The organism is Clostridium sp. N3C (genome assembly GCF_900095445.1).
In the GTDB taxonomy this organism is placed as follows: domain Bacteria; phylum Bacillota; class Clostridia; order Clostridiales; family Clostridiaceae; genus Clostridium_AU.
The window spans coordinates 1-19,392 of record NZ_FMJL01000060.1; the positions used below are offsets into that span (position 1 = coordinate 1).

20 protein-coding genes, 1 tRNA gene and 1 rRNA gene are annotated in these 19,392 nt (G+C 30.4%); 17 read left to right on the top strand and 5 right to left on the bottom strand.

Features of this window, described 5'->3' with window-relative positions:
• Window positions 1-43 precede the first annotated feature (43 nt).
• From N3C_RS13065 to N3C_RS13090, 6 genes are all read left to right on the top strand, one after another.
• A tRNA-Lys gene (locus tag N3C_RS13065) sits at window positions 44-116 on the top strand.
• 359 nt (window positions 117-475) lie between these two features.
• Window positions 476-1,108: a DedA family protein gene (locus N3C_RS13070; protein WP_074366458.1), complete on the top strand. Its 633-nt coding sequence runs from the start codon at window positions 476-478 to the stop codon at window positions 1,106-1,108.
• Window positions 1,109-1,301: 193 nt separating this feature from the next.
• On the top strand, window positions 1,302-2,447 hold the full coding sequence (locus tag N3C_RS13075; protein ID WP_074366459.1) for a glucose-1-phosphate adenylyltransferase: 1,146 nt from the start codon (window positions 1,302-1,304) through the stop codon (window positions 2,445-2,447).
• A gap of 17 nt (window positions 2,448-2,464) precedes the next feature.
• Window positions 2,465-3,571, top strand: coding sequence for a glucose-1-phosphate adenylyltransferase subunit GlgD (glgD, locus tag N3C_RS13080; protein WP_074366460.1), 1,107 nt, complete (start codon window positions 2,465-2,467; stop codon window positions 3,569-3,571).
• Window positions 3,572-3,641: 70 nt separating this feature from the next.
• Window positions 3,642-5,072 (top strand): glycogen synthase GlgA, encoded by a 1,431-nt coding sequence (glgA, locus tag N3C_RS13085; RefSeq protein ID WP_074366461.1) that lies wholly within the window; start codon window positions 3,642-3,644, stop codon window positions 5,070-5,072.
• A gap of 114 nt (window positions 5,073-5,186) precedes the next feature.
• Window positions 5,187-7,616, top strand: a complete 2,430-nt coding sequence (locus N3C_RS13090; RefSeq protein WP_074366462.1) for a glycogen/starch/alpha-glucan phosphorylase — start codon at window positions 5,187-5,189, stop codon at window positions 7,614-7,616.
• Window positions 7,617-7,636: 20 nt separating this feature from the next.
• Here the strand turns inward: N3C_RS13090 and N3C_RS13095 are convergent, their stop codons facing one another.
• On the bottom strand, window positions 7,637-8,242 hold the full coding sequence (locus N3C_RS13095; RefSeq protein WP_074366475.1) for a uracil-DNA glycosylase: 606 nt from the start codon (window positions 8,240-8,242) through the stop codon (window positions 7,637-7,639).
• A 177-nt stretch (window positions 8,243-8,419) separates the two neighbouring features.
• On the opposite strand from N3C_RS13095, the gene N3C_RS13100 reads away from it, so the two are divergent.
• Complete coding sequence (locus tag N3C_RS13100) at window positions 8,420-8,860, top strand: VanZ family protein (protein ID WP_074366463.1); 441 nt, start codon at window positions 8,420-8,422, stop codon at window positions 8,858-8,860.
• 95 nt (window positions 8,861-8,955) lie between these two features.
• On the opposite strand, the gene N3C_RS13105 is transcribed toward N3C_RS13100, so the two are convergent.
• Both N3C_RS13105 and N3C_RS13110 read right to left on the bottom strand, forming a co-directional pair.
• Complete coding sequence (locus N3C_RS13105; RefSeq protein ID WP_074366464.1) at window positions 8,956-10,140, bottom strand: sensor domain-containing diguanylate cyclase; 1,185 nt, start codon at window positions 10,138-10,140, stop codon at window positions 8,956-8,958.
• Between the two features lie 369 nt (window positions 10,141-10,509).
• The gene (locus N3C_RS13110) at window positions 10,510-10,704 is read right to left on the bottom strand and encodes a hypothetical protein (RefSeq protein ID WP_074366465.1); all 195 of its coding nucleotides are present in this window, start codon (window positions 10,702-10,704) and stop codon (window positions 10,510-10,512) included.
• Between the two features lie 301 nt (window positions 10,705-11,005).
• Here N3C_RS13110 and N3C_RS13115 point away from each other — a divergent pair, with 301 nt between their 5' ends.
• The 7 genes from N3C_RS13115 (at window position 11,006) to N3C_RS13140 (ending at window position 15,624) form a co-directional block, all read left to right on the top strand.
• The gene (locus N3C_RS13115; protein ID WP_074366466.1) at window positions 11,006-11,974 is read left to right on the top strand and encodes a helix-turn-helix domain-containing protein; all 969 of its coding nucleotides are present in this window, start codon (window positions 11,006-11,008) and stop codon (window positions 11,972-11,974) included.
• A 157-nt stretch (window positions 11,975-12,131) separates the two neighbouring features.
• Window positions 12,132-12,710, top strand: a complete 579-nt coding sequence (locus N3C_RS13120) for a helix-turn-helix domain-containing protein (protein ID WP_074366467.1) — start codon at window positions 12,132-12,134, stop codon at window positions 12,708-12,710.
• Window positions 12,711-13,103: 393 nt separating this feature from the next.
• Window positions 13,104-13,403 (top strand): hypothetical protein, encoded by a 300-nt coding sequence (locus N3C_RS13125; protein WP_074366468.1) that lies wholly within the window; start codon window positions 13,104-13,106, stop codon window positions 13,401-13,403.
• Window positions 13,404-13,434: 31 nt separating this feature from the next.
• Window positions 13,435-13,611, top strand: coding sequence for a hypothetical protein (locus N3C_RS15350; RefSeq protein WP_242944103.1), 177 nt, complete (start codon window positions 13,435-13,437; stop codon window positions 13,609-13,611).
• Entirely contained in the window at window positions 13,592-14,035 is a 444-nt protein-coding gene (locus N3C_RS13130; RefSeq protein ID WP_242944104.1) for a Fic family protein, read from the top strand. Before N3C_RS15350 ends, N3C_RS13130 begins: the two co-directional genes overlap by 20 nt.
• Before the next feature lie 127 nt (window positions 14,036-14,162).
• Window positions 14,163-14,624 carry a helix-turn-helix domain-containing protein gene (locus N3C_RS13135; protein ID WP_074366469.1) on the top strand — a complete coding sequence of 154 codons (462 nt, stop codon included), beginning with the start codon at window positions 14,163-14,165 and terminating at the stop codon, window positions 14,622-14,624.
• 31 nt (window positions 14,625-14,655) lie between these two features.
• A complete protein-coding gene (locus tag N3C_RS13140) occupies window positions 14,656-15,624 on the top strand; it encodes a hypothetical protein (RefSeq protein ID WP_074366470.1) in 969 nt (322 codons plus the stop codon).
• A gap of 61 nt (window positions 15,625-15,685) precedes the next feature.
• Here N3C_RS13140 and N3C_RS13145 read toward each other — a convergent pair whose 3' ends face one another.
• On the bottom strand, window positions 15,686-16,420 hold the full coding sequence (locus tag N3C_RS13145) for an MBL fold metallo-hydrolase (RefSeq protein WP_074366471.1): 735 nt from the start codon (window positions 16,418-16,420) through the stop codon (window positions 15,686-15,688).
• 107 nt (window positions 16,421-16,527) lie between these two features.
• Between N3C_RS13145 and N3C_RS13150 the strand changes: the two genes are divergently transcribed.
• Both N3C_RS13150 and N3C_RS13155 read left to right on the top strand, forming a co-directional pair.
• Window positions 16,528-17,007, top strand: coding sequence for a permease (locus tag N3C_RS13150; RefSeq protein WP_074366472.1), 480 nt, complete (start codon window positions 16,528-16,530; stop codon window positions 17,005-17,007).
• A gap of 2 nt (window positions 17,008-17,009) precedes the next feature.
• On the top strand, window positions 17,010-17,531 hold the full coding sequence (locus tag N3C_RS13155) for a permease (RefSeq protein ID WP_074366473.1): 522 nt from the start codon (window positions 17,010-17,012) through the stop codon (window positions 17,529-17,531).
• Between the two features lie 72 nt (window positions 17,532-17,603).
• On the opposite strand, the gene cls is transcribed toward N3C_RS13155, so the two are convergent.
• The gene (cls, locus tag N3C_RS13160) at window positions 17,604-19,028 is read right to left on the bottom strand and encodes a cardiolipin synthase (protein ID WP_074366474.1); all 1,425 of its coding nucleotides are present in this window, start codon (window positions 19,026-19,028) and stop codon (window positions 17,604-17,606) included.
• Window positions 19,029-19,269: 241 nt separating this feature from the next.
• On the opposite strand from cls, the gene rrf reads away from it, so the two are divergent.
• Window positions 19,270-19,386, top strand: a 5S ribosomal RNA gene (rrf, locus tag N3C_RS13165).
• Window positions 19,387-19,392 lie beyond the last annotated feature (6 nt).

Sequence of the window (19,392 nt, forward strand, 5' to 3'; positions counted from 1 at the left end):
GCCAGGTCAGGCATCAAGTTATTACTTGATGCTTTTATTATGAGGTTCACTAGCTCAGTCGGTAGAGCACATGACTTTTAATCATGGTGTCCGGGGTTCGATTCCCCGGTGAGCCACTAAGAATAAAATATTATAGTAATTTATGATAAGAGCCTAATAGGCTCTATTTTTGTATTTGCTAAAATGCAAGTTTTTATTGGGGGTACTTAAAATTTAATAATGTGGTAAAAGAAAAACCTATGCTTTAGTATGTTTAGCATAGTTTTTTTATATAACTCAGCTATTTCTAGGAAAATATAAATGGCATAATACTTCATATTTTGCATTTTAATGGTATTATTAAAAATAGATAAATTAAATTGTGACAATTAAACAAATATCTTTATAGTATAAGCTAAAAATGTTATGCTTATATTAAAAAAATAATTGATGAAAAATAAATAAAAGGGTTTGATGAAAGAGAGGTTTGTTGATAATGAACGACATAATAGAAACTGTGTTAAAAAATTTGTCGCAAATATCACCTTGGATAATTTATCTAGCTTTATTCCTATCTGCTGTTCTTCAAATATTTTTCCCTCCATATCCAGGGGATACTGTATTGTTAGTAGGAGGATGCCTTGTGAGTCTTGGAGCTAGAGCTGGTGATTTATCCATTTTCTTGTCATATGTCATAGGAACTATATTATCAAGTTATGTTTTATATCTGTTAGGGTACCGATATGGTGAAGGGGTATTAAATTTTAAGTATGTGAAAAAGTATTTTTCTCAAAAGATGCAGAATAAAGTAAAGAGACTTATGTGGAAGTATAGTATTTTTATATTCTTTATGTGTAAATTTATACCAGGAATCGGTTCTATTACAATTCTTTTTGGAGGAATATTCAGATATAAGGCTGTACCAATTTTATTTATGGTTGGACTTTCATCCCTAATACATAATTTTATATTTTTTATTATTGGAAAAAGTATAGGATATAACCTAGAAAGGATTAATGAATTTTTATCTACATATAATGTTATAGCTATTGGAATATTTGCTTTATTGGCAGCAATGGCTTCAATTTTCTTATATAGAAAGCGATGCAAAAAAAGATCTGCTTTATAAAGTTTTAAATTATTTTTAAAAATAAACATAAATACATATTGATTTTCATAATGTAAAAGGTATATATTAGAAAAAGAGTTAAAAAATACAAAAAGAATAAAAGCAAAAAGTTCTGGAATAATGTATAATATAATTAAATAAAATTATCAAGATTATTTTGTCCATACTATTAATGTAAGTGGGGGGATCAGAAATGTCCAATAAAGAGATAGTGGCAATGATATTGGCAGGAGGACAAGGTACCAGACTTGGAGTATTAACCAAGAAGGTTGCAAAGCCTGCAGTACCTTTTGGAGGTAAATATCGTATTATTGATTTTGCTCTTAGTAATTGTTCTAATTCTGGAATTGATACAGTAGGAATATTAACCCAATATCAGCCTCAGATATTAAATTCACATATCGGCATAGGTAGTCCTTGGGACTTAGATAGAAGAAATGGAGGAGTAAGTTTACTTGCACCTTTTACCCATGAAGATGGAGGAGATTGGTACAAGGGAACTGCCAATGCAATTTATCAGAACATTAATTACATAGATTATTACAACCCCGAATATGTACTTATACTATCAGGAGATCACATTTATAAGATGGATTATTCTAAAATGTTGGAGTACCATAAGGAAAAAAAGGCTGATGCAACTATAGCAGTGTTGGAAGTTTCTTTAGATGAAGCTAGTAGATTTGGTATTATGAATGCAGATGCAGATAATGTAATTTATGAATTTGAGGAAAAACCGAAAAAACCTAAGAGTAATTTAGCTTCTATGGGAATATACATATTTAACTGGAAAACCCTTAGAAAGTTTCTTATAGAAGATGAAAAGGATGAAAATTCAAGTAATGACTTTGGAAAAAACATAATTCCTAATATGCTTAATAAGGGTAAGAAGCTAGTAGCATATCCTTTTAAGGGTTATTGGAAGGATGTTGGTACTGTTCAAAGCTTGTGGGAAGCACATATGGATTTGTTGAGCGAGGATAATGAATTAAACATACATGATAATAGTTGGAAGATATATACTGTAAATCCTATTAGACCCGCTCAGTACATAGGACCTGATAGTAATATTAGCAATGCTATTGTAGTTGAAGGCTGTGTTGTATTCGGAGATGTTAAAAATTCAGTATTATTCCATGGAGTACATATTGGAAAGAATTCGAAGATTATAGATTCCGTAATCTTCCCTAATACAAGAATAGAGGATAATGTAACAATAGAAAGGGCAATAATCGGTTCCGATGCAGTTATCAGAGAGGGATGTGTTATAGGTAACTCTTCAAAGATAACCTTAATAGGAGAAGGCCGAGATATTAAAAAGGATACAGTAATTGATTAGCTATGGGGGTGAATGAGATGAAAGATTACATGGGAATTTTAAATTTAAATGAAAAGGAAGATAATATTAAGAATCTTACAAGAAACAGAACAGTAGCATCTATTCCAGTAGCAGGTAGATATAGAGTAATAGATTTTGTATTATCTAATATGGTAAATGCAGGCATTCAAAATATTGGTGTTTTCACTAAGAGCAAATCCCGTTCTTTAATGGACCATATAGGTGGAGGAAAGCCATGGGACCTAGATAGAAAGAACGGAGGATTATTTGTTTTTAACTTTGGTTACGGCAATCCTGCTCTAGAGGATGTGGAAATGTTCCGTAACAATATTGACTATTTACAGCTAAGCAAAGAAAACAACGTTATATTATCATCATCCTACATGATTTGCAACATTGACTATGAAGATGCAGTAAGATATCACGAACAATCAGGAAATGACATTACCATTATATATAAGAAAGCAAAGAATTGTGCCATTAGTTTCCTAGATTGTGATGTACTAAATATAGATGAAAATAATAGAGTTACCAGTGTTGGAAAGAATATTGGAGTTCACGATAGAAACAATATTTGCATGGAAATGTTCATTATGAAAAAGAAGATTCTAATAGAATTAATATATAAGTGTGTAACTACAGGTGCATGCAGAAAGATAAAACACGCTATATACAGAACCTTAGATGAATACAAGGTAGGTGCCTATGAATTTAAAGGTTACTTGACCTGCATCAACTCCATACAATCCTATTATAACTTTAATTTAGATTGTCTTGATACAGAGGTAAGTAAGGAACTATTCTTTAACAATGGATTAATTTACACTAAGGTTAAAGATGAGGCTCCAACTAGATACGTAGAGGGATGTAAGATAAGTAATTCTCTTGTAGCTAATGGATGCATTATAGAAGGTGAAGTAGAGAATTCAGTAATATCTAGAAGAGTAAGGATAAAGAAAGGTGCTAAAGTTAAGAATTGCATAATAATGCAGAATTGTGTTATTGGCGCAGAATCGGAGTTAACTAATATTATTATAGATAAAAATGTTACTATAGGTGAACATAAGAAGCTTAAAGGAGATAATGAAATTCCTCTCGTAATTGAAAAAGTAAATGTATTATAAGAGTTTATAGTAAATACAGTGTAGAAGCAAGGTTTTTGTGCTGTGTTATATTTATTAAAGGAGTGATGATATGAAGGTTTTGTTTGCCGCTGCGGAGGCTCATCCGTTTGTTAAGATAGGTGGTTTGGGAGATGTAGCTTATGCTCTACCAAAGGCCTTAAGAAAGATAGGAATAGATGCTAGAGTAATACTTCCTAAGTACTGGACTATACCAGAACATTTGAGAAATTCAATGCATACTATTGCAACCTTTAATGTACCTGTAGGTTGGAGAAATCAGTATGGTGGATTACAGTACATGGAATATGACGGGGTCCCCTTTTATTTTATAGACAATGAGTATTATTTTAGAAGAGATGGAGTTTACGGATATTTCGATGACGGTGAAAGATATGGTTATTTCTGCAGAGCTTTATTAGAAGCTATTAAGCATATGGGAGATTTTAGACCAGATATACTACATTGCAATGATTGGCATACTGGAGCTGCTATTCCTATGCTATATTGGCATTATGGATGGGATAGAATTTATTCTGGAATAAAAACAGTTTTCACTATTCATAATCTTAAGCATCAAGGTATATTCCCTAAGGAAGTTCTAGGAGATATTCTTGGACTTAGCTGGGATCTATTCACTGAGGATAGAATGAAGTATTATGATTGCATATCCTTTATGAAAGGTGCAATCGCTATGGCTCATAAAGTAACAACCGTAAGCCATACCTATGCTGAGGAAATTAAAAATTCCTACTTTGGAGAAGGCTTAGACGGATTATTGAGACAGAGATCTTGGGACTTATGGGGAATTTTAAATGGAATAGATACTGAACTTTATAATCCAGAAACTGATTGGGGAATCCATAATTATAATGGAGGAAATTTAGAAGGAAAGTTTAGAACTAAGGAAGACTTGCAGAGAGATTTGAACTTACCTGTAAATAGAAACATACCTATGGTTGCAATGGTAAGTAGGTTAGATGATCAAAAGGGATTGGATTTAGTTGCCTATGTTATGGAAGAAATCCTTCAAATGGAATTGCAATTTGTTGTACTGGGCACCGGTAATTCAAAATATGAAAATATGTTTAGACATTTTGCTTGGAAATATCCTCATAAAGTATCTGCAAATATTTACTTTGACAATAATCTAGCTAAGAGAATATATGCTGCAAGCGACATGTTCTTAATGCCTTCAAAGTTCGAACCTTGTGGAATAGGACAGTTACTAGCTTTAAGATATGGTAGTTTACCTATAGTAAGAGAAACTGGCGGTCTTGTTGATACTGTACATGCTTATAATCAATATACTGGTGAAGGTAACGGATTTTCCTTTGGCAATTACAATGCTCATGAGTTGTTGTTTACTTTACAAAGAGCGGTACATTACTATTACGACAGGAAAGATGTTTGGTATGAAATGGTTAGAAGAGCTATGTGGGAGGATCACAGCTGGCATTGGTCTGCTCATAAATATGTTGAACTTTACTCAAGTATAAGGTAAAATACTGAGGATGGATAAATTACTTACACCTTTTTAGAAGAAAAAATTTAATATCAAATACAAAAGGGTATTTGAAAAAACAAAGCCTTTGATAAAGCTGTTGGGGGGAGTAAAGTGTATATAGATAAGGAAACAATAAAAAAAGACTTTAAGAGGAAACTTACATCTATGTTTGCAGAAGATGTAGCTGAATCATCACCATTGCATAGATATCAAGCTTTAGGACTATTGATTAAGGAATATGCTTCTAACAACTGGTTAAAAACAAGAAAACAGTATACAGAGAAGAAAGAAAAGCAAGTATATTACTTCTCTATGGAATTCCTAATTGGAAGATTATTGATGAGCAATCTTATCAATCTTGGTATCAAAGATGAATGCGAAAAGGCCTTACAGGAATTGGGCATAGACTTGAAAGAATTAGAGGAAGTTGAAGTAGATGCAGGTTTAGGTAACGGTGGTCTTGGAAGATTAGCAGCCTGTTTCTTAGATTCCATGGCTTCTCTTGGTATACCAGGACATGGTTGTGGTATCAGATACAATTATGGATTATTTGAGCAAAAAATTGTAGACGGTTATCAGGTTGAAATTCCAGATAATTGGTTGAGAGACGGAAATGTATGGGAAACTCGTAAGGAAGATAAGGCGGTAGAAGTAAAATTCGGCGGTTATGTTGAAACTTGCTATGTAAATGGCAGACTTACTTTTATCCATAAGGATTATGAAACTATAATCGCAGTTCCTTATGATATGCCTATAATAGGTTACCATAATAACACTGTAAATACTTTAAGATTATGGAGTGCTGAACCTGTAGGTAGAGAATTTGACTTTAATTCTTTCAGTAAGGGTGAATATAACAAGGCAGTAGAGTATAAGTCTTGGGTAGAATCAATTTCACAGGTACTTTATCCAGACGACTCAAGAGAAGAAGGAAGAATTCTAAGACTTAAGCAGCAATACTTCTTTGTAAGTGCAGGAATTCAAAGTATAATTAGAAGATTTAAGAAATCCGGTATTCCTATTCAGAAGTTCGATGAATATGTAGCAATACATATTAACGACACTCATCCTGCTGTAGGTGTTGCTGAACTTATGAGAATACTAGTGGATGAAGAGCAATTATCCTGGGAGGAAGCTTGGAGAATTACAACTAACACTATGGCCTATACAAATCATACTATAATGGCAGAAGCATTAGAAAAATGGCCAATAGATATGTTTAGAAGCATATTACCAAGAATCTACATGATAGTTGAAGAAATTAACAGAAGATTTGTAGAGGAATTATCTGCAAGATATCCTGGAGATGAGCAAAAAATACGTGATATGGCTATTATCGGCAACGGTAATATTAGAATGGCTCACCTAGCTATAGTAGGAAGCCACTCCGTTAACGGTGTAGCTAAGCTTCATACTGAAATACTTAAAAAGCAAGAATTAGCAAACTTCTATCACTATTATCCAAACAAGTTTAATAACAAGACTAATGGTATAACTCATAGAAGATGGTTAATTCAGGCTAATCCAAGGTTGGCATCTGTTGTAAGCAGTGCTATCGGTAATAAGTGGATATATGTGCCTACAGATCTTAGAAGATTAATGGGCTTCTCTAAGGATCCATCATTCCAGAAGAAGATAGAGGAAGTTAAGACAGCAAACAAGATAGATTTCTCTAACTATGTTAAGGAGAATTATAATATAGATATAGATCCAAATTCTATATTCGATGTCCAGGTTAAGAGATTGCATGCATACAAGAGACAGCTCCTGAATGTATTCCATATTATGGACCTCTATTATAGACTTAAGGAGAATCCTGACTTAGATATTGTTCCTAGAACATTTATCTTTGGTGCAAAGGCGTCTCCAAGTTATTATCTTGCTAAGCAGATAATTAAGCTTATAAATACAGTAGCAGATAAGATTAATAATGACACTTCTATAAAGGGTAAGATAAAGGTTGTATTCCTAGAAAACTACAGAGTATCCTTAGCAGAAAAAATAATTCCTGCGGCAGATGTAAGTGAACAAATTTCTACTACCACTAAGGAAGCTTCTGGAACAGGTAACATGAAGTTTATGATGAATGGTGCTGTAACTATAGCAACCTTAGATGGTGCAAATATCGAAATAAGAGATGAAGTAGGGGACGATAATATCGTAATCTTCGGCTTGAAGGACTATGAAGTTCTAAACTACTACAAAAATGGCGGCTATTCCGCTATGGATCTTTTCAAGAACGACATCAGACTTAACAGAATAGTAAATAGTCTTATAGATGGAACCTTTGATGTATCCTACAATGAATTCAAGTTGATATACGATCACTTGTTATATCAAAATGATGAATTCTTTGTACTTAAGGACTTTGATTCGTATGTAAATGCACAAAACACAATTAACGATTTATATAAGAATAGATCAAGATGGAATGAAATGTGTATTTGCAATATAGCAAATTCTGGTGAATTCTCCAGTGACCATACAATTATGCGTTACAGCAAGGGAATTTGGAATACAAAGCCTTCTATAATTCTATAGTAACTAACAGAAGCTTGGTTTTATCGCCAAGCTTCTATTTTTTCTAAGGCTATTTTGAGCTTTTTCCAATCTTCTTCATAGACTTTTAATAATTCTTCACTCCTATTATAAATCAAGGCTGAGGGATGATACATAGGAAATACATATACACCTAATTTTTCATTAAAGTAAATAATACCGTGACATTCACCGATGCTCTTAAATTCTGTAAATCTTCGTAAAGGAATATTACCTAAAGTTACTATTATAGATGGATTTACTAGCTTTATTTCTTCATCTAGCACTTCACGAAAAAGTTCTATTTCAGAGGATTTAGGAGTCCTATTGCTAATGGTTTCTTTACCATTCTTTCCTTTAGTAATTTTAATAGGTCTAAAAAAGCAAGTATTACTAATTCTAATATTTTCACAGCTTAATCCAATACTATTAAGATACTTGTCTAAAATTTTACCGGCAGCTCCAACAAAAGGTCTTTGCTTTTCTACTTCAGTTTTCCCTGGAGCTTCACCAATAAACATTATTCTGCAAGGAATAGGTCCATGACCGGTTATCCATCCGGCAATGGGCTCCTCTTTATAATTTTCTACTATAGTTTTTATATTTTTTACTATATCTTCATAAATCATAGCCATATACTCTCCAATCGTAAAGTATATATTCTACTGTATCTTGTTCAAAAATATTATTTGCATTTTATTGAAGGGTATAAGCTTTAGAGATTTGTGAATTTTACCATTGCCCATATCTTTCATATATGATTAAATATATGGGGTAAGGATTAATAGACTAGAAGGGATAGAAGAATGAATAAGAAAAAAATTAAGATTTTTATGCTAATGGGATGGATGATTATAATCTTTCTATTCTCCCACCAGCCAGCAGAAATATCAAACCAAAATAATGAGTTTGTTGTGTATCTATTCAATCTATTAGGCATAGACCTAAATAGCCTTTTAGGTGAGATAGTTCATTATATTATTCGAAAGGCAGCTCACTTCACTGAATATTTTATTTTATTCATACTTTTTTATAATGTATTTAAAGAAGATAAGAGTTTTTCAAAGTCCCTAATTTATTCACTAATAGGTGTGTTTTTATATGCTTGTAGTGATGAATTTCATCAGTTGTTTGTAGAAGGAAGATCTGGAAAGTTTACAGATGTACTTATAGATACCGGAGGAGGACTTGCTGCTCTTATGGTAATTTATTGTGGTGTTACTTTTAAAAAGAAGTCAAGTAATTAATGTAGTTTAATATTGGATTTTTGAATTTAGTAGAAAGTTTAAAGCAAATATTATGTTTATAGGCTAAAAACTATAATAAGTTTTTAGCCTAAAATTTAATAATTTTGCTTTTTATATTTTTTATTTTTGTACATATTATTATCTGCATTGTATAATATGGATTGCATTTTTGAAATTGATGTTTCGGAGTATGCTAACCCAATTGATATATCAATAGGTATACTATCAGTGTTTTCATTGAATAAATTAATGGCTTTTTGAAGTTCATTATAAAGCTGTTTTACTTCAAAACAAGACTTGCCCTTTATAATAATAACAAATTCATCTCCGCCTATCCTTGCAATTACATGTTCATTACTAAATACTGATTTTAAAACCTTTGCTGTATTTTTTATAAGGGTATTACCTATTAAGTGGCCATGGGAATCATTTATATATTTTAACCTATCTAAATCACATAGGATAATACCAACTGAAGTATCAATTGTAGTGTTTAAGGAGTTCATTTCTTTTAAGAAATAATTCTGGTTATATAAACCTGTTAGTTTGTCAGTGTATCCTATTTTTTCAAGTCTTTGCTCTAATTCTTTTATATCGGTAACATTTCTGGTGATTGCTTCTACAGCAATAAGTTGTCCATTATCATCATATATAGGAATAATATAGTCCTGCAACCATATGTAATAACCGTCTTTATGTTTAAACCGTACTTCAAACATCTTGGAAAAGTCTGTTTTACTATCTATTTTTGACATTTGTATATGGTAATCATCAGGATGTACTATTTCAAAGGGTAACATGGGATTTTTATAATGTTCTTCTATTGAATATCCAAGTATCTTTTCAGCACAAGGATTTAAGTAGCTAAACTTTATTTCAGGTACAAGTTCCAGTCTGCAAATGATATCTTTAGAATTCTCACACATATTAAAAAACATTTTTTCTCGAGCTTCCAGTTCCTGATATTTGGTAATATTAATAAGTGAAAGGTACAACTTTTCCTGATTATCATCTGTTAGTAATGGAGTGGCATGTACATCAAAATACAGTTTTAATCCATCCTTTGTAATAATCTCAGTGTTAAAGTTTTTAATGGAAGCTATATCACTATAAGTATATTTTAGATATTTTGAAATGTTTGTATTTAACATTTCTTTATCTGTATAACCTAATATATCAAAACAATTAAAACTAATATAGGTTATATTCCCATATTTATCTAACTCTATTTGTAGCTCTCGCGATACAAATCTTTCGCTAGTAGTTATGAATGAATCCATTTAGATCCCCCCCGAACAAAAACAGAAAGTTATTAAAATAAATGGACATTACGTAATACAATAGTTGCTGTAATATAATTATAGTATATAAAGTATTTTTTTGCTATATTATGTAATTATATGCTAAACAAAAAACAGAAAAACAAAAGCTAAAAACTGTAGTAAGTTTTTAGCTTAAGTTTCCTTAATGTATTCGATAATTAAAAGCTATATTTATAAGGGCAATTTTTATATTTATATTGTAGATAGGCAAAAATATAGAAATATAAAGAACCTTTATTAGCTTGAAAAAAGATTAAAAATGCTGATAGATGGTCTTTAATTTTTGTATAGGAAATTATAAAATTTTAAATAGAGTTAATCGAAGGATTAGGCTATTACCATATCCACAAGCTGTTCTAATGAGCAATGAGCTATCATATCTGGGGCAAAATCAATTGACCATTGCAAATTAGATTCTTTAACGGCTTTTTCTGCTGCCGCTCTAGAGTATCCGTATATTTTAATTATTCCTTTTATAGTATCTTCAATGACTTTTTCTTTAAACTTTTCATCGTATATCATAGAAGCTAACCTCCAATAATTAATTTAAATTATAGTAATTATAACTGAAAGTGGGCTTAATATCCACTGTTTTTATATTGACAATAGTGTATATTATATATAGATGTTTTTATGGTAAAATAATATATAAAATTATGAAAGAACTAAATAAAATGGAGGATAATAAAATTTATAAACTTTTAAGCAAATTATATTTAATAAAAATATGAAATATATAATTTCTTTATTGACTAAGTGTTGACATTAACAAAAGTTAATGATATTTTGAATACAAAAATAAATAATTTCAGGAGGTATATTAATGTCATCTAAGATGAAATGGGATGAACTTGTAGATAAAATTAACAATGAAGAAGATAGCCACTTAAAGGATATTGTATTATTGATTGAAAAGGAAAGTGAAGAACCAAGCCAGGAAGGTTATGATGAGATTTTAGCTAAGTTTGAAGAAGTAGAGCCTATAATTAAAGAATTACCAGCTAAAATGTATGTTGAGATAGATAGACTTATCAGAGGTAGAATGTTAAGAATATATGATAAGTTATTAGATAAGCTTGAGAAAACAAAAAATATAAGGAAGAAAACAAAGTGGGAATTATTTGTTGATGAAGCAAGGAAAAAGGATTGGAAGCCAGTTATTGAAGTGATAGACCTAATTGAAAGGATGGAAGAAGGCACAGTTACAAAAGAAGTATTTGAGGAAGTTGAGAAAAAGATTAATGAAATAGAACCATATTTAAATAAGAATTTATCACCTTTTGAATCTGATTGGGCAGAGAGAGAGTTTAATAAAAGGAAGAGAATTCTTGTAAATAAAATAGGAAGGTCAATGAATGAAAGTTTAGGAGATTATATAAAGGCTTTGAGGAAAGCTAAAGGCTATTCCCTAAAGGAGCTTGAAAATATAACTCAGATAAGTGCTTCATATATAAATAGGTTGGAAAATGGGTCCAGAAAAACTCTTACTATTCCTATGGCTGAAAAGCTAGCCAAAGGACTTGATGTACCAGTACAAGAATTTTTAACTAAATTAACAGGAATTAAAGGTAAAAATGAGGAAGACAAGGACGTTGTTTTAGAACTTACAGAGTTATTGGTTTTAAATAGCTATACAATCAAAGGAAAGAAAGCAACTAAAGAGCAGAAGGAAGCTTTAATTAATCTTGTTAACGCTATATTGTCAGCTACTTGGGATAAAGAAAAAATATTTAATGAGCAAATGGAAATAATGAAGTTAGTTGATTGCTTTAAAAAGTCAATAGAAGAATAAAAATCGGCTATGTTAAGCCAATTTTTATTTTTTTATAAAATAATTTGACAAAAGTATTGACGTAAACAAAAGTCAATGATATTATAATTATACACAAAAGGTACATAAAATAATTGAATTCACTAATGGTCAATGAAAAATGAGGAGCAGATATAAAATGAATAAAATAATAAACAAAGAAAATGACATGTTAAAAGAATTGCGCATTGAAAAATCAAAAGGGGAAGATTTTGACTTAATTCTTAAAAAAGAAACAGAATCAATGCCTGAAGGTTTAGGAGATTATATAAGAGTTAACAGAAAGGCTAAAGGGTATTCTTTAAAGGATCTTGAAAAAGTAACAGACATAAGCGCTTCATATATCAATAGATTGGAAAATGGAAACAGAACAAATCTTACAATTTCAATGGCCCATAGATTAGCTAGAGGTCTTGAAGTGCCGGAGAAGGAATTACTAGTAAGGTCAAAAATGGAATTTAAAGAAGATGAAATGAAGAGATATGAAATTATGAGTGAAAAAAGCAATATTAAGAGTTTTGGAGATTTGATAAAAAAACTCAGAGATGAAAGAAATTTAAGCTTACAGGATGTAGCAAATGCTGTTGGAATATCTGCTAGTTATATTTGTAGATTAGAGAAAAATGAAAGACGAAACCCAAGCTTATATATTGTTGATAAGTTGGCTTCCTTTTTTGAAATTCCTAGCAATGTAGTAGAAGGAATCTGTGCAAATTAAATAAAAAAAGCTGTTGTAAAATTATAGAGTAGTTTGCAACAGCTTTTTTACTATATTGTTCTTGTTTTTATACATATAATTATCTTTCTATGTTTTGTTGGTATCTGTTATCAAAAGTTTAAAATTATATTAGTAAGAAAAACATATAAAAATATTTATTTTTTATAGAAATATGATATAATATAAAATTATACACGATATATAAAAGGAATGATGCATATGTTTAATATAGGGCAAAGGCGATATAGCCATAAATTAAAAATTAAATATATAAAAATAAAAAGACCGTTTATTAGCTTAAAAAATGAGTAAAAAGCTGATAAACGGTCTTTATATTTTTTAATAATGTTATGAAGTAAACATTATAAAAAATATTAATAGGAGTGAAGGTGAATGGGTTTGTTTAGTATTTTTAAAACTTTAGTAGAAATCAAGGATGAAATAGTAGAATTAAAAGAAGAGGTAAAGGCTTTGAGAATTGCTGTTGAAGATTTGAAAAAGGAGAATATTTCTGAGGAAGATATTTTTGAGAAAGATAGCTGCCTTTCTGAAAGCAAGTCTACTTTTTCTAAGGAAAATAATACTGATAAGGAGGAAAGGGTTAGAACGGTATTGCCTCCAGGAGTCTTTAAAAGTAAAGCTCAGAAAGATAATGAAAGACTCCTAAAGCTTCTTCAGGAAAGATGGTTCTAATGAAAATTATATATATGGAGGAAGGGTTAACTTGTATAAAAAGTTAATAGAATTATGGAAAGAACTTGGAGGGGACCAATTTTTAGAAAGGTTCTTTCCTCTGTTTGCATATTCATCCAATAAAATAGAAAATGATGAAACTAGTTTTACATATGTAGAAAAAGTTTTTAAAGGAGAAAAGATTACTGATGAAAGGTTGTTTTTCTGATGAATTGTTATCTAAAGGAGAAAAACCTGGAAGCTTCAAAAGAGGAGATTATGTGGTTGGAAGATATGATGTAGGTGTGACTCCTTATGAAGTTGAACAAAACTTAAGTTCCTTAGTAGATGAAGTAAATCAAGTTAAGATTACAGAGGATAATGCCTTAAAAATTGTTGCTTATTTTCATTGCTGGTTTGAAGTTATACATCCCTTTGCAGATGGAAACGGTAGGGTTGGGAGGTTCTTGTTTAATTATCTTCTTGTAGGCAATGATCTACCCCCAATTAACATATTTGAAAAGGATAAAAGCCAATATTACTTAGCTTTGGAATATTTCAATGATAAACAAGAAATAGACAGAATGATAAATTTTTTAGACATGCAAGTTTATAAAAGCTGGATATTTTTAAAAAGTAAAAATAGATATTAAACATTATTTTGCCTAATTGAGATAAAAATTTAAAAAATGTATTGACAATTGTAGTTATATAATATACTATATATAAATATAGTCAATAAAGGACTGTATTATACAATAAACCAAGGAGGGCGATATAATGGTAAAGTTACAAAATAAGAAAAATAATTCTAATAGCAAGTTGGGAGAATTCTTAAATAATAAAAGGATTCTTAAGGGTGTATCATTGAAAGATGTTGAGCATGCAACTGGAATTTCTGCTTCATATATAAATCGCTTAGAAAAAGGTAATCGTATGAATCCGAGTATGGAATATATACTTAGATTGTGCAGGTATTTTGAAATACCTATTTCTACAATTATAAAATTTTTCCCAGAAACATCTGAAGAAAATAATTGTGACAATGTAAATAACTTGTTAATAAATAATCAGATCTTCTTTGCAAATGAAAAGGCATCTGATGATGTGAAGGTGAGCTTGCAAAGAATATTCAAGATATTAGAAGAAAATATAGTAGCAAAACAGCCTAAAAGTATCTTATATGCACAGTTGATAGAAGAGGTTGATAATTTAATAGATGAGGTAAATAAATCTGCATAATTGCAGATTTATTTATTAAGGTGGTGATAAAATGTCCTATGAAAATTCACATAAAGAGTATTTATATTCAATTTATATGAAGATGTATCCAGAGGAACTTGAAAAGGCAATATCTTATAAGTTATCTAATATAGATCTTGAAAGAAGGTATGGGGATAGGAAAGTTGATATGAGTGGTTATTGTAATGATAATAGAAAGTTTATGATAGAAGTTCAGTTAAATACCAGTGATGAAAAACATTTTAAGCAGTTGATAGAGCTAATAAATATGGATATTAAAGAAAAACTCCTAATAGCATGGGTGGCACCTAAATTTACTAAAGAATACTTGCTAAAAATTAAACAGAACATAGTTTCTTTGGACAAAAATATTGAATTTATGGCTTTTAGGTTAAATGAAGATGTTATAAAGAAATTGGAAGAAATAAATTCATTAGAGCTTTTTAATCAGATAGAAGCATTAAAACAGTTAAATGATATAAAAGGACATTTATCATTAATTGAGGGGATTAAGACATACAATGAGGAAAATATAATTGGAAATGAGGAGAAAAATGATAATTATAATTATAAGCAGCAATTCCTTTTGGAACTTTTGAAAGAGTTAAGAGAAGATTGCAACTTTTTCCCCAATGTATACCAATATAAATCCTTAGATTACAATAGGATTATTCTTGGTTCAGGATATCAAGATATTGATTTTGCTATTACTTATAACAGAAAGGGATTAGTTGGAGTAGAAGTAAAACTTAATCACACTAAAGGTGAAAGGGCATATTTTAAGTTGTTAGATAGAAAAAGTATAATTGAAGATCAATTAGACTATTTGATAAGCGTGTGGGATAGCAATTGTTATAAAATAGCTACTTACGTAAATCCTAATAACTATAGGGACAAGGAAAGATTAGCTAAGTACGTTGCTAGAATTGCTAAAAAGTATATATGTATTTTTAGTAAACATATAAAAGAAGTAATTGAATTGAGCAAAGAAGCAGCGTGAGAATATGGCTGTTGAGCTAAAAAAGCATAACAGCCTTTTTATATTTATTAGAATTTTATCATTATCCATTATAACAATTAACTACAACATTGAAACCTAAGGATTTAGCCATATTTACATCAAAATTATCATCTAAATGCATGCAATAAACCTTGTGTCTTAAGTTAGCTGGAATAATTTCAGTTAATTTGTTTAGTGATAGATGAGGAATATCATTGCTATCATAACTGCAAGTGTCTTGATATAAATAATCGATTTGATTTTTGGACAACTGTTCTAATATAGTAGCAGGAATGCTTTTGCCATCACCACTATAAAATATTTTTTTATTATTTAACTGAAGGATATAGGCAAAGCATTTTAAGGAGTTTGTGTGATCTTGGATTATGTATTTTAAATTTATATTTATATCTGGAATGACAGTAGCATTAGTATCGCATATAGGTAGAAAATCGTAATATTCTTCGTTTACTCCCATAGCAGTTAGCAAGGCCTTTAATGAGTTAGAATCAGGATAAATTAAGGTTGTTCTAATTTGTAGAATATGCTGGTTGTAAAGGATCACTTCTCCAAGGGAACCTATATGATCAGGATGCATGTGAGTGATGGCTACATATAAATGTTTTATTCCTTGGAGAAGATTGAGCTTTCCTAAAGATTGAAATACTGAGTCTCCACAATCTATTAGCAATAAAGTGGAGTTTCTTTTTATGTAGGCAGAATTGTTGCCTAACTTGTAATTGAAGGCACTTCCAGTACCTATAAAGTTTAAAGGGCCACTCTTATTTGAAACCATAGTTATTCACTCCTTACAAATTCAATCTTTAATAATATTTTAGTTTGTAACCATATGGATAAATTAAGAATACAAATATATTATGAGCAATTTTGGGGTCTAAATTTATGACGGGAATTATTTTATACAGTCTTGCCATTATATTATTAATTATATCAGCTATAAAAGATAGAAAGAAGACAAAGCTTGCTTTAAAAAAAGCATGGTATTCCTTTGAAGGTATAATGCCTCAATTTTTAGCAGTTATATGTATAATGGGCATTACTCTTTCAATAGTGACACCGGAGACTATGTCCAAAATATGTGGAAGAGAATCGGGACTTTTTGGTGTTATTATATCTACTTTCCTTGGGGCTATAACCTTAATGCCAACTTTTGTTGCTTTTTCAACAGCAAATATTCTTTTGAAAAACGGAGCAGGTTATGCCCAGATAGCAGCTATGGTTTCAACTTTAACTTTAGTTGGCATTGTTACCTTTCCATTAGAATCTAAATATATAGGGAAAAAAGCAGCATTTTTAAGAAACTTTTTAGCTTTTCTCTTTTCTTTCGTAGTGGCATATGTATTTGGAAAGGTGATGGAATAAAAATGGGGAAATTTTTAAAAAGATATACATTATTTATATGTGTATTGTTTGTCATAATAGTTTTGATATTGATTAATAAAGATATAGGATTAAATTCTATAAAGCTAGCAGAGGATAGTTTTATTCAAATGATAGAAGTGGTACCTCCTATAATGATTTTATTAGGTCTTGTGGATGTATGGATATCCAGAGAAAAAATGATGAAGTATATGGGCGAAGATTCTGGCTTAAAGGGAATAATATTATCCATAATTATAGCTTCAATAGGGGCAGGACCTATGTATGCCGCCTTTCCTTTTACAGCTGTACTTATAAAAAAGGGAGTTAAATTTTCCAATGTGATTACTTTTATGAATGCATGGTGTGTTATTAAGATATCTACAGTACTTTTTGAAATTTCATCTTTAGGTTATAATTTTACTTTTCTTAGATTAATTATTGATATTCCTGGCGTAATTATTATGGCATATCTAACAGAAAAGCTCATGGGAAAAGATGAATTGACAAAAATTTATAGAGCTTAGATTTTTATTTTTTCCTAGGTATCCTATTATTCTATTATGTTATTCAGTGAAAAAGTAATAAGTGTTGCTTTTTCATAGTAATGATGAGAATATTCTGCAGAAAGATTCTAATAATTTTATAGGATAGGAACTTTGATTCCATTCTTTAGGATGGATCTTTCTGCTGTCTTTTAAATCATCTAAAAAGTAATTTTCAAGCTCTTGAGTAACTTCGCTGTCATATATAACAGCATTAATTTCGTAATTTAGTTCAAAGCTTCTTCTGTCCATATTGGCGGTACCTACAGTACATATCTTGCCGTCCACCGTAATAATCTTAGAATGAATAAAAGCAGAAGGTCTGTATAAATACACTTCTACGCCACAATTGGATAGTTCTGCTAAATATGTTCTGGAAGCGTAATAAACAAGAAGATGATCATAAGTTCCTGGAAATAGTATTTTTACATCAATTCCGCTTAAAGCAGTTACTTTAAGAACTTCTAAAAGACTTTCTGAAGGTACAAAATATGGAGAGGTTATATAAATATTTTTTTTAGATAAACTTATCATTTTAATTATAGCCTGTTCAATAGAATGATACTTTGAATCTGGACCACTCCTAACTAATTGCATTACCTTTTCTCCATCTACAGAAGGAACTTTAAAATATTCTCTAAAATCTTCCCCATGGAAGGAAAGTTCTTTATGAGCATTTTTTATGGTTATATAATCGTCTATAAACACTGCTTGCAGTCCTAATACAAAATCGCCCCTTACCATGAGATGGGTGTCTCGCCAGTATCCAAGTTTACCTTTACCTAAATATTCATCTCCGATATTGATACCACCAATAAAGCCAACTTCACCGTCTATAACTACAATTTTTCTATGATTTCTAAAGTTGATTTGAGTATTGATTATTTTAACTAGAGGAGCAAGAAAATAAGAATATTGAACTACATCTACTCCAGCTTGACGAAGTTCTCTTATATAATTTCTTGTAACAGATATGGATCCTACTCTATCCATAATTATTCTAACTTTTACACCTTCTTGGGCCTTTTTTATAAGAATATTCTTTATTTCATTTCCAATGGTATCGCTTTTCATTATATAGTATTCCATGTTAATATGATGTTTGGCTTTTATTAACTCCTCCTTTAATAGAGCAAACTTTTCTTCTCCGTTGTTTAGTATTTTTATTTCGTTATGAATATATAAAGGAGAGTTGCTATTGTTTGCTATTAATTCGATAAGAGGTAAATACTCCATATCATTTAAGTGTCCTACTGCGGTATTTATTAGTTCTTGAATAGTAGGAGAAAAGTCTTCTGGTAGTTTGTGGATTTTCCAATTCCGGCCTAGAAAAAGATACAGTATTATACCTACAGGAGGAAGAAGTAGAAAAATTAAAAGCCAAGCGATAGTCTTTTCTGGTTGTTTTCGCTCAAGCATTATAATGGTAAGAGTAAGTATTATATATAATATAAAACATATAGATATAATATAACTCATAAAAAAACCTCGCTGTAAGAAATAAAATTGACAATAATTTGGTATATTACAATTATCACCAGTAACTATAATAAATATTCCAGTATTAGCTTATTATTTTTTAGATAAATATTAAATAGTAGGAATTTTTATCATAGTAATTTTTTAATAATAAAATTACTAAAAAAATTCAAAAAATCTATTGACACATAAACTTAATCTAACTATAATCATTAATGTAGTGATTGATAAATCACAAATATCTGGTGATAATGGCGTGAGTGTTACACCCGTTCCCATCCCGAACACGAAGGTTAAGACTTACAGCGCCGATGGTACTGCTTGGGAGACCGAGTGGAAGAGTAGGACGTTGCCAGGTACAATA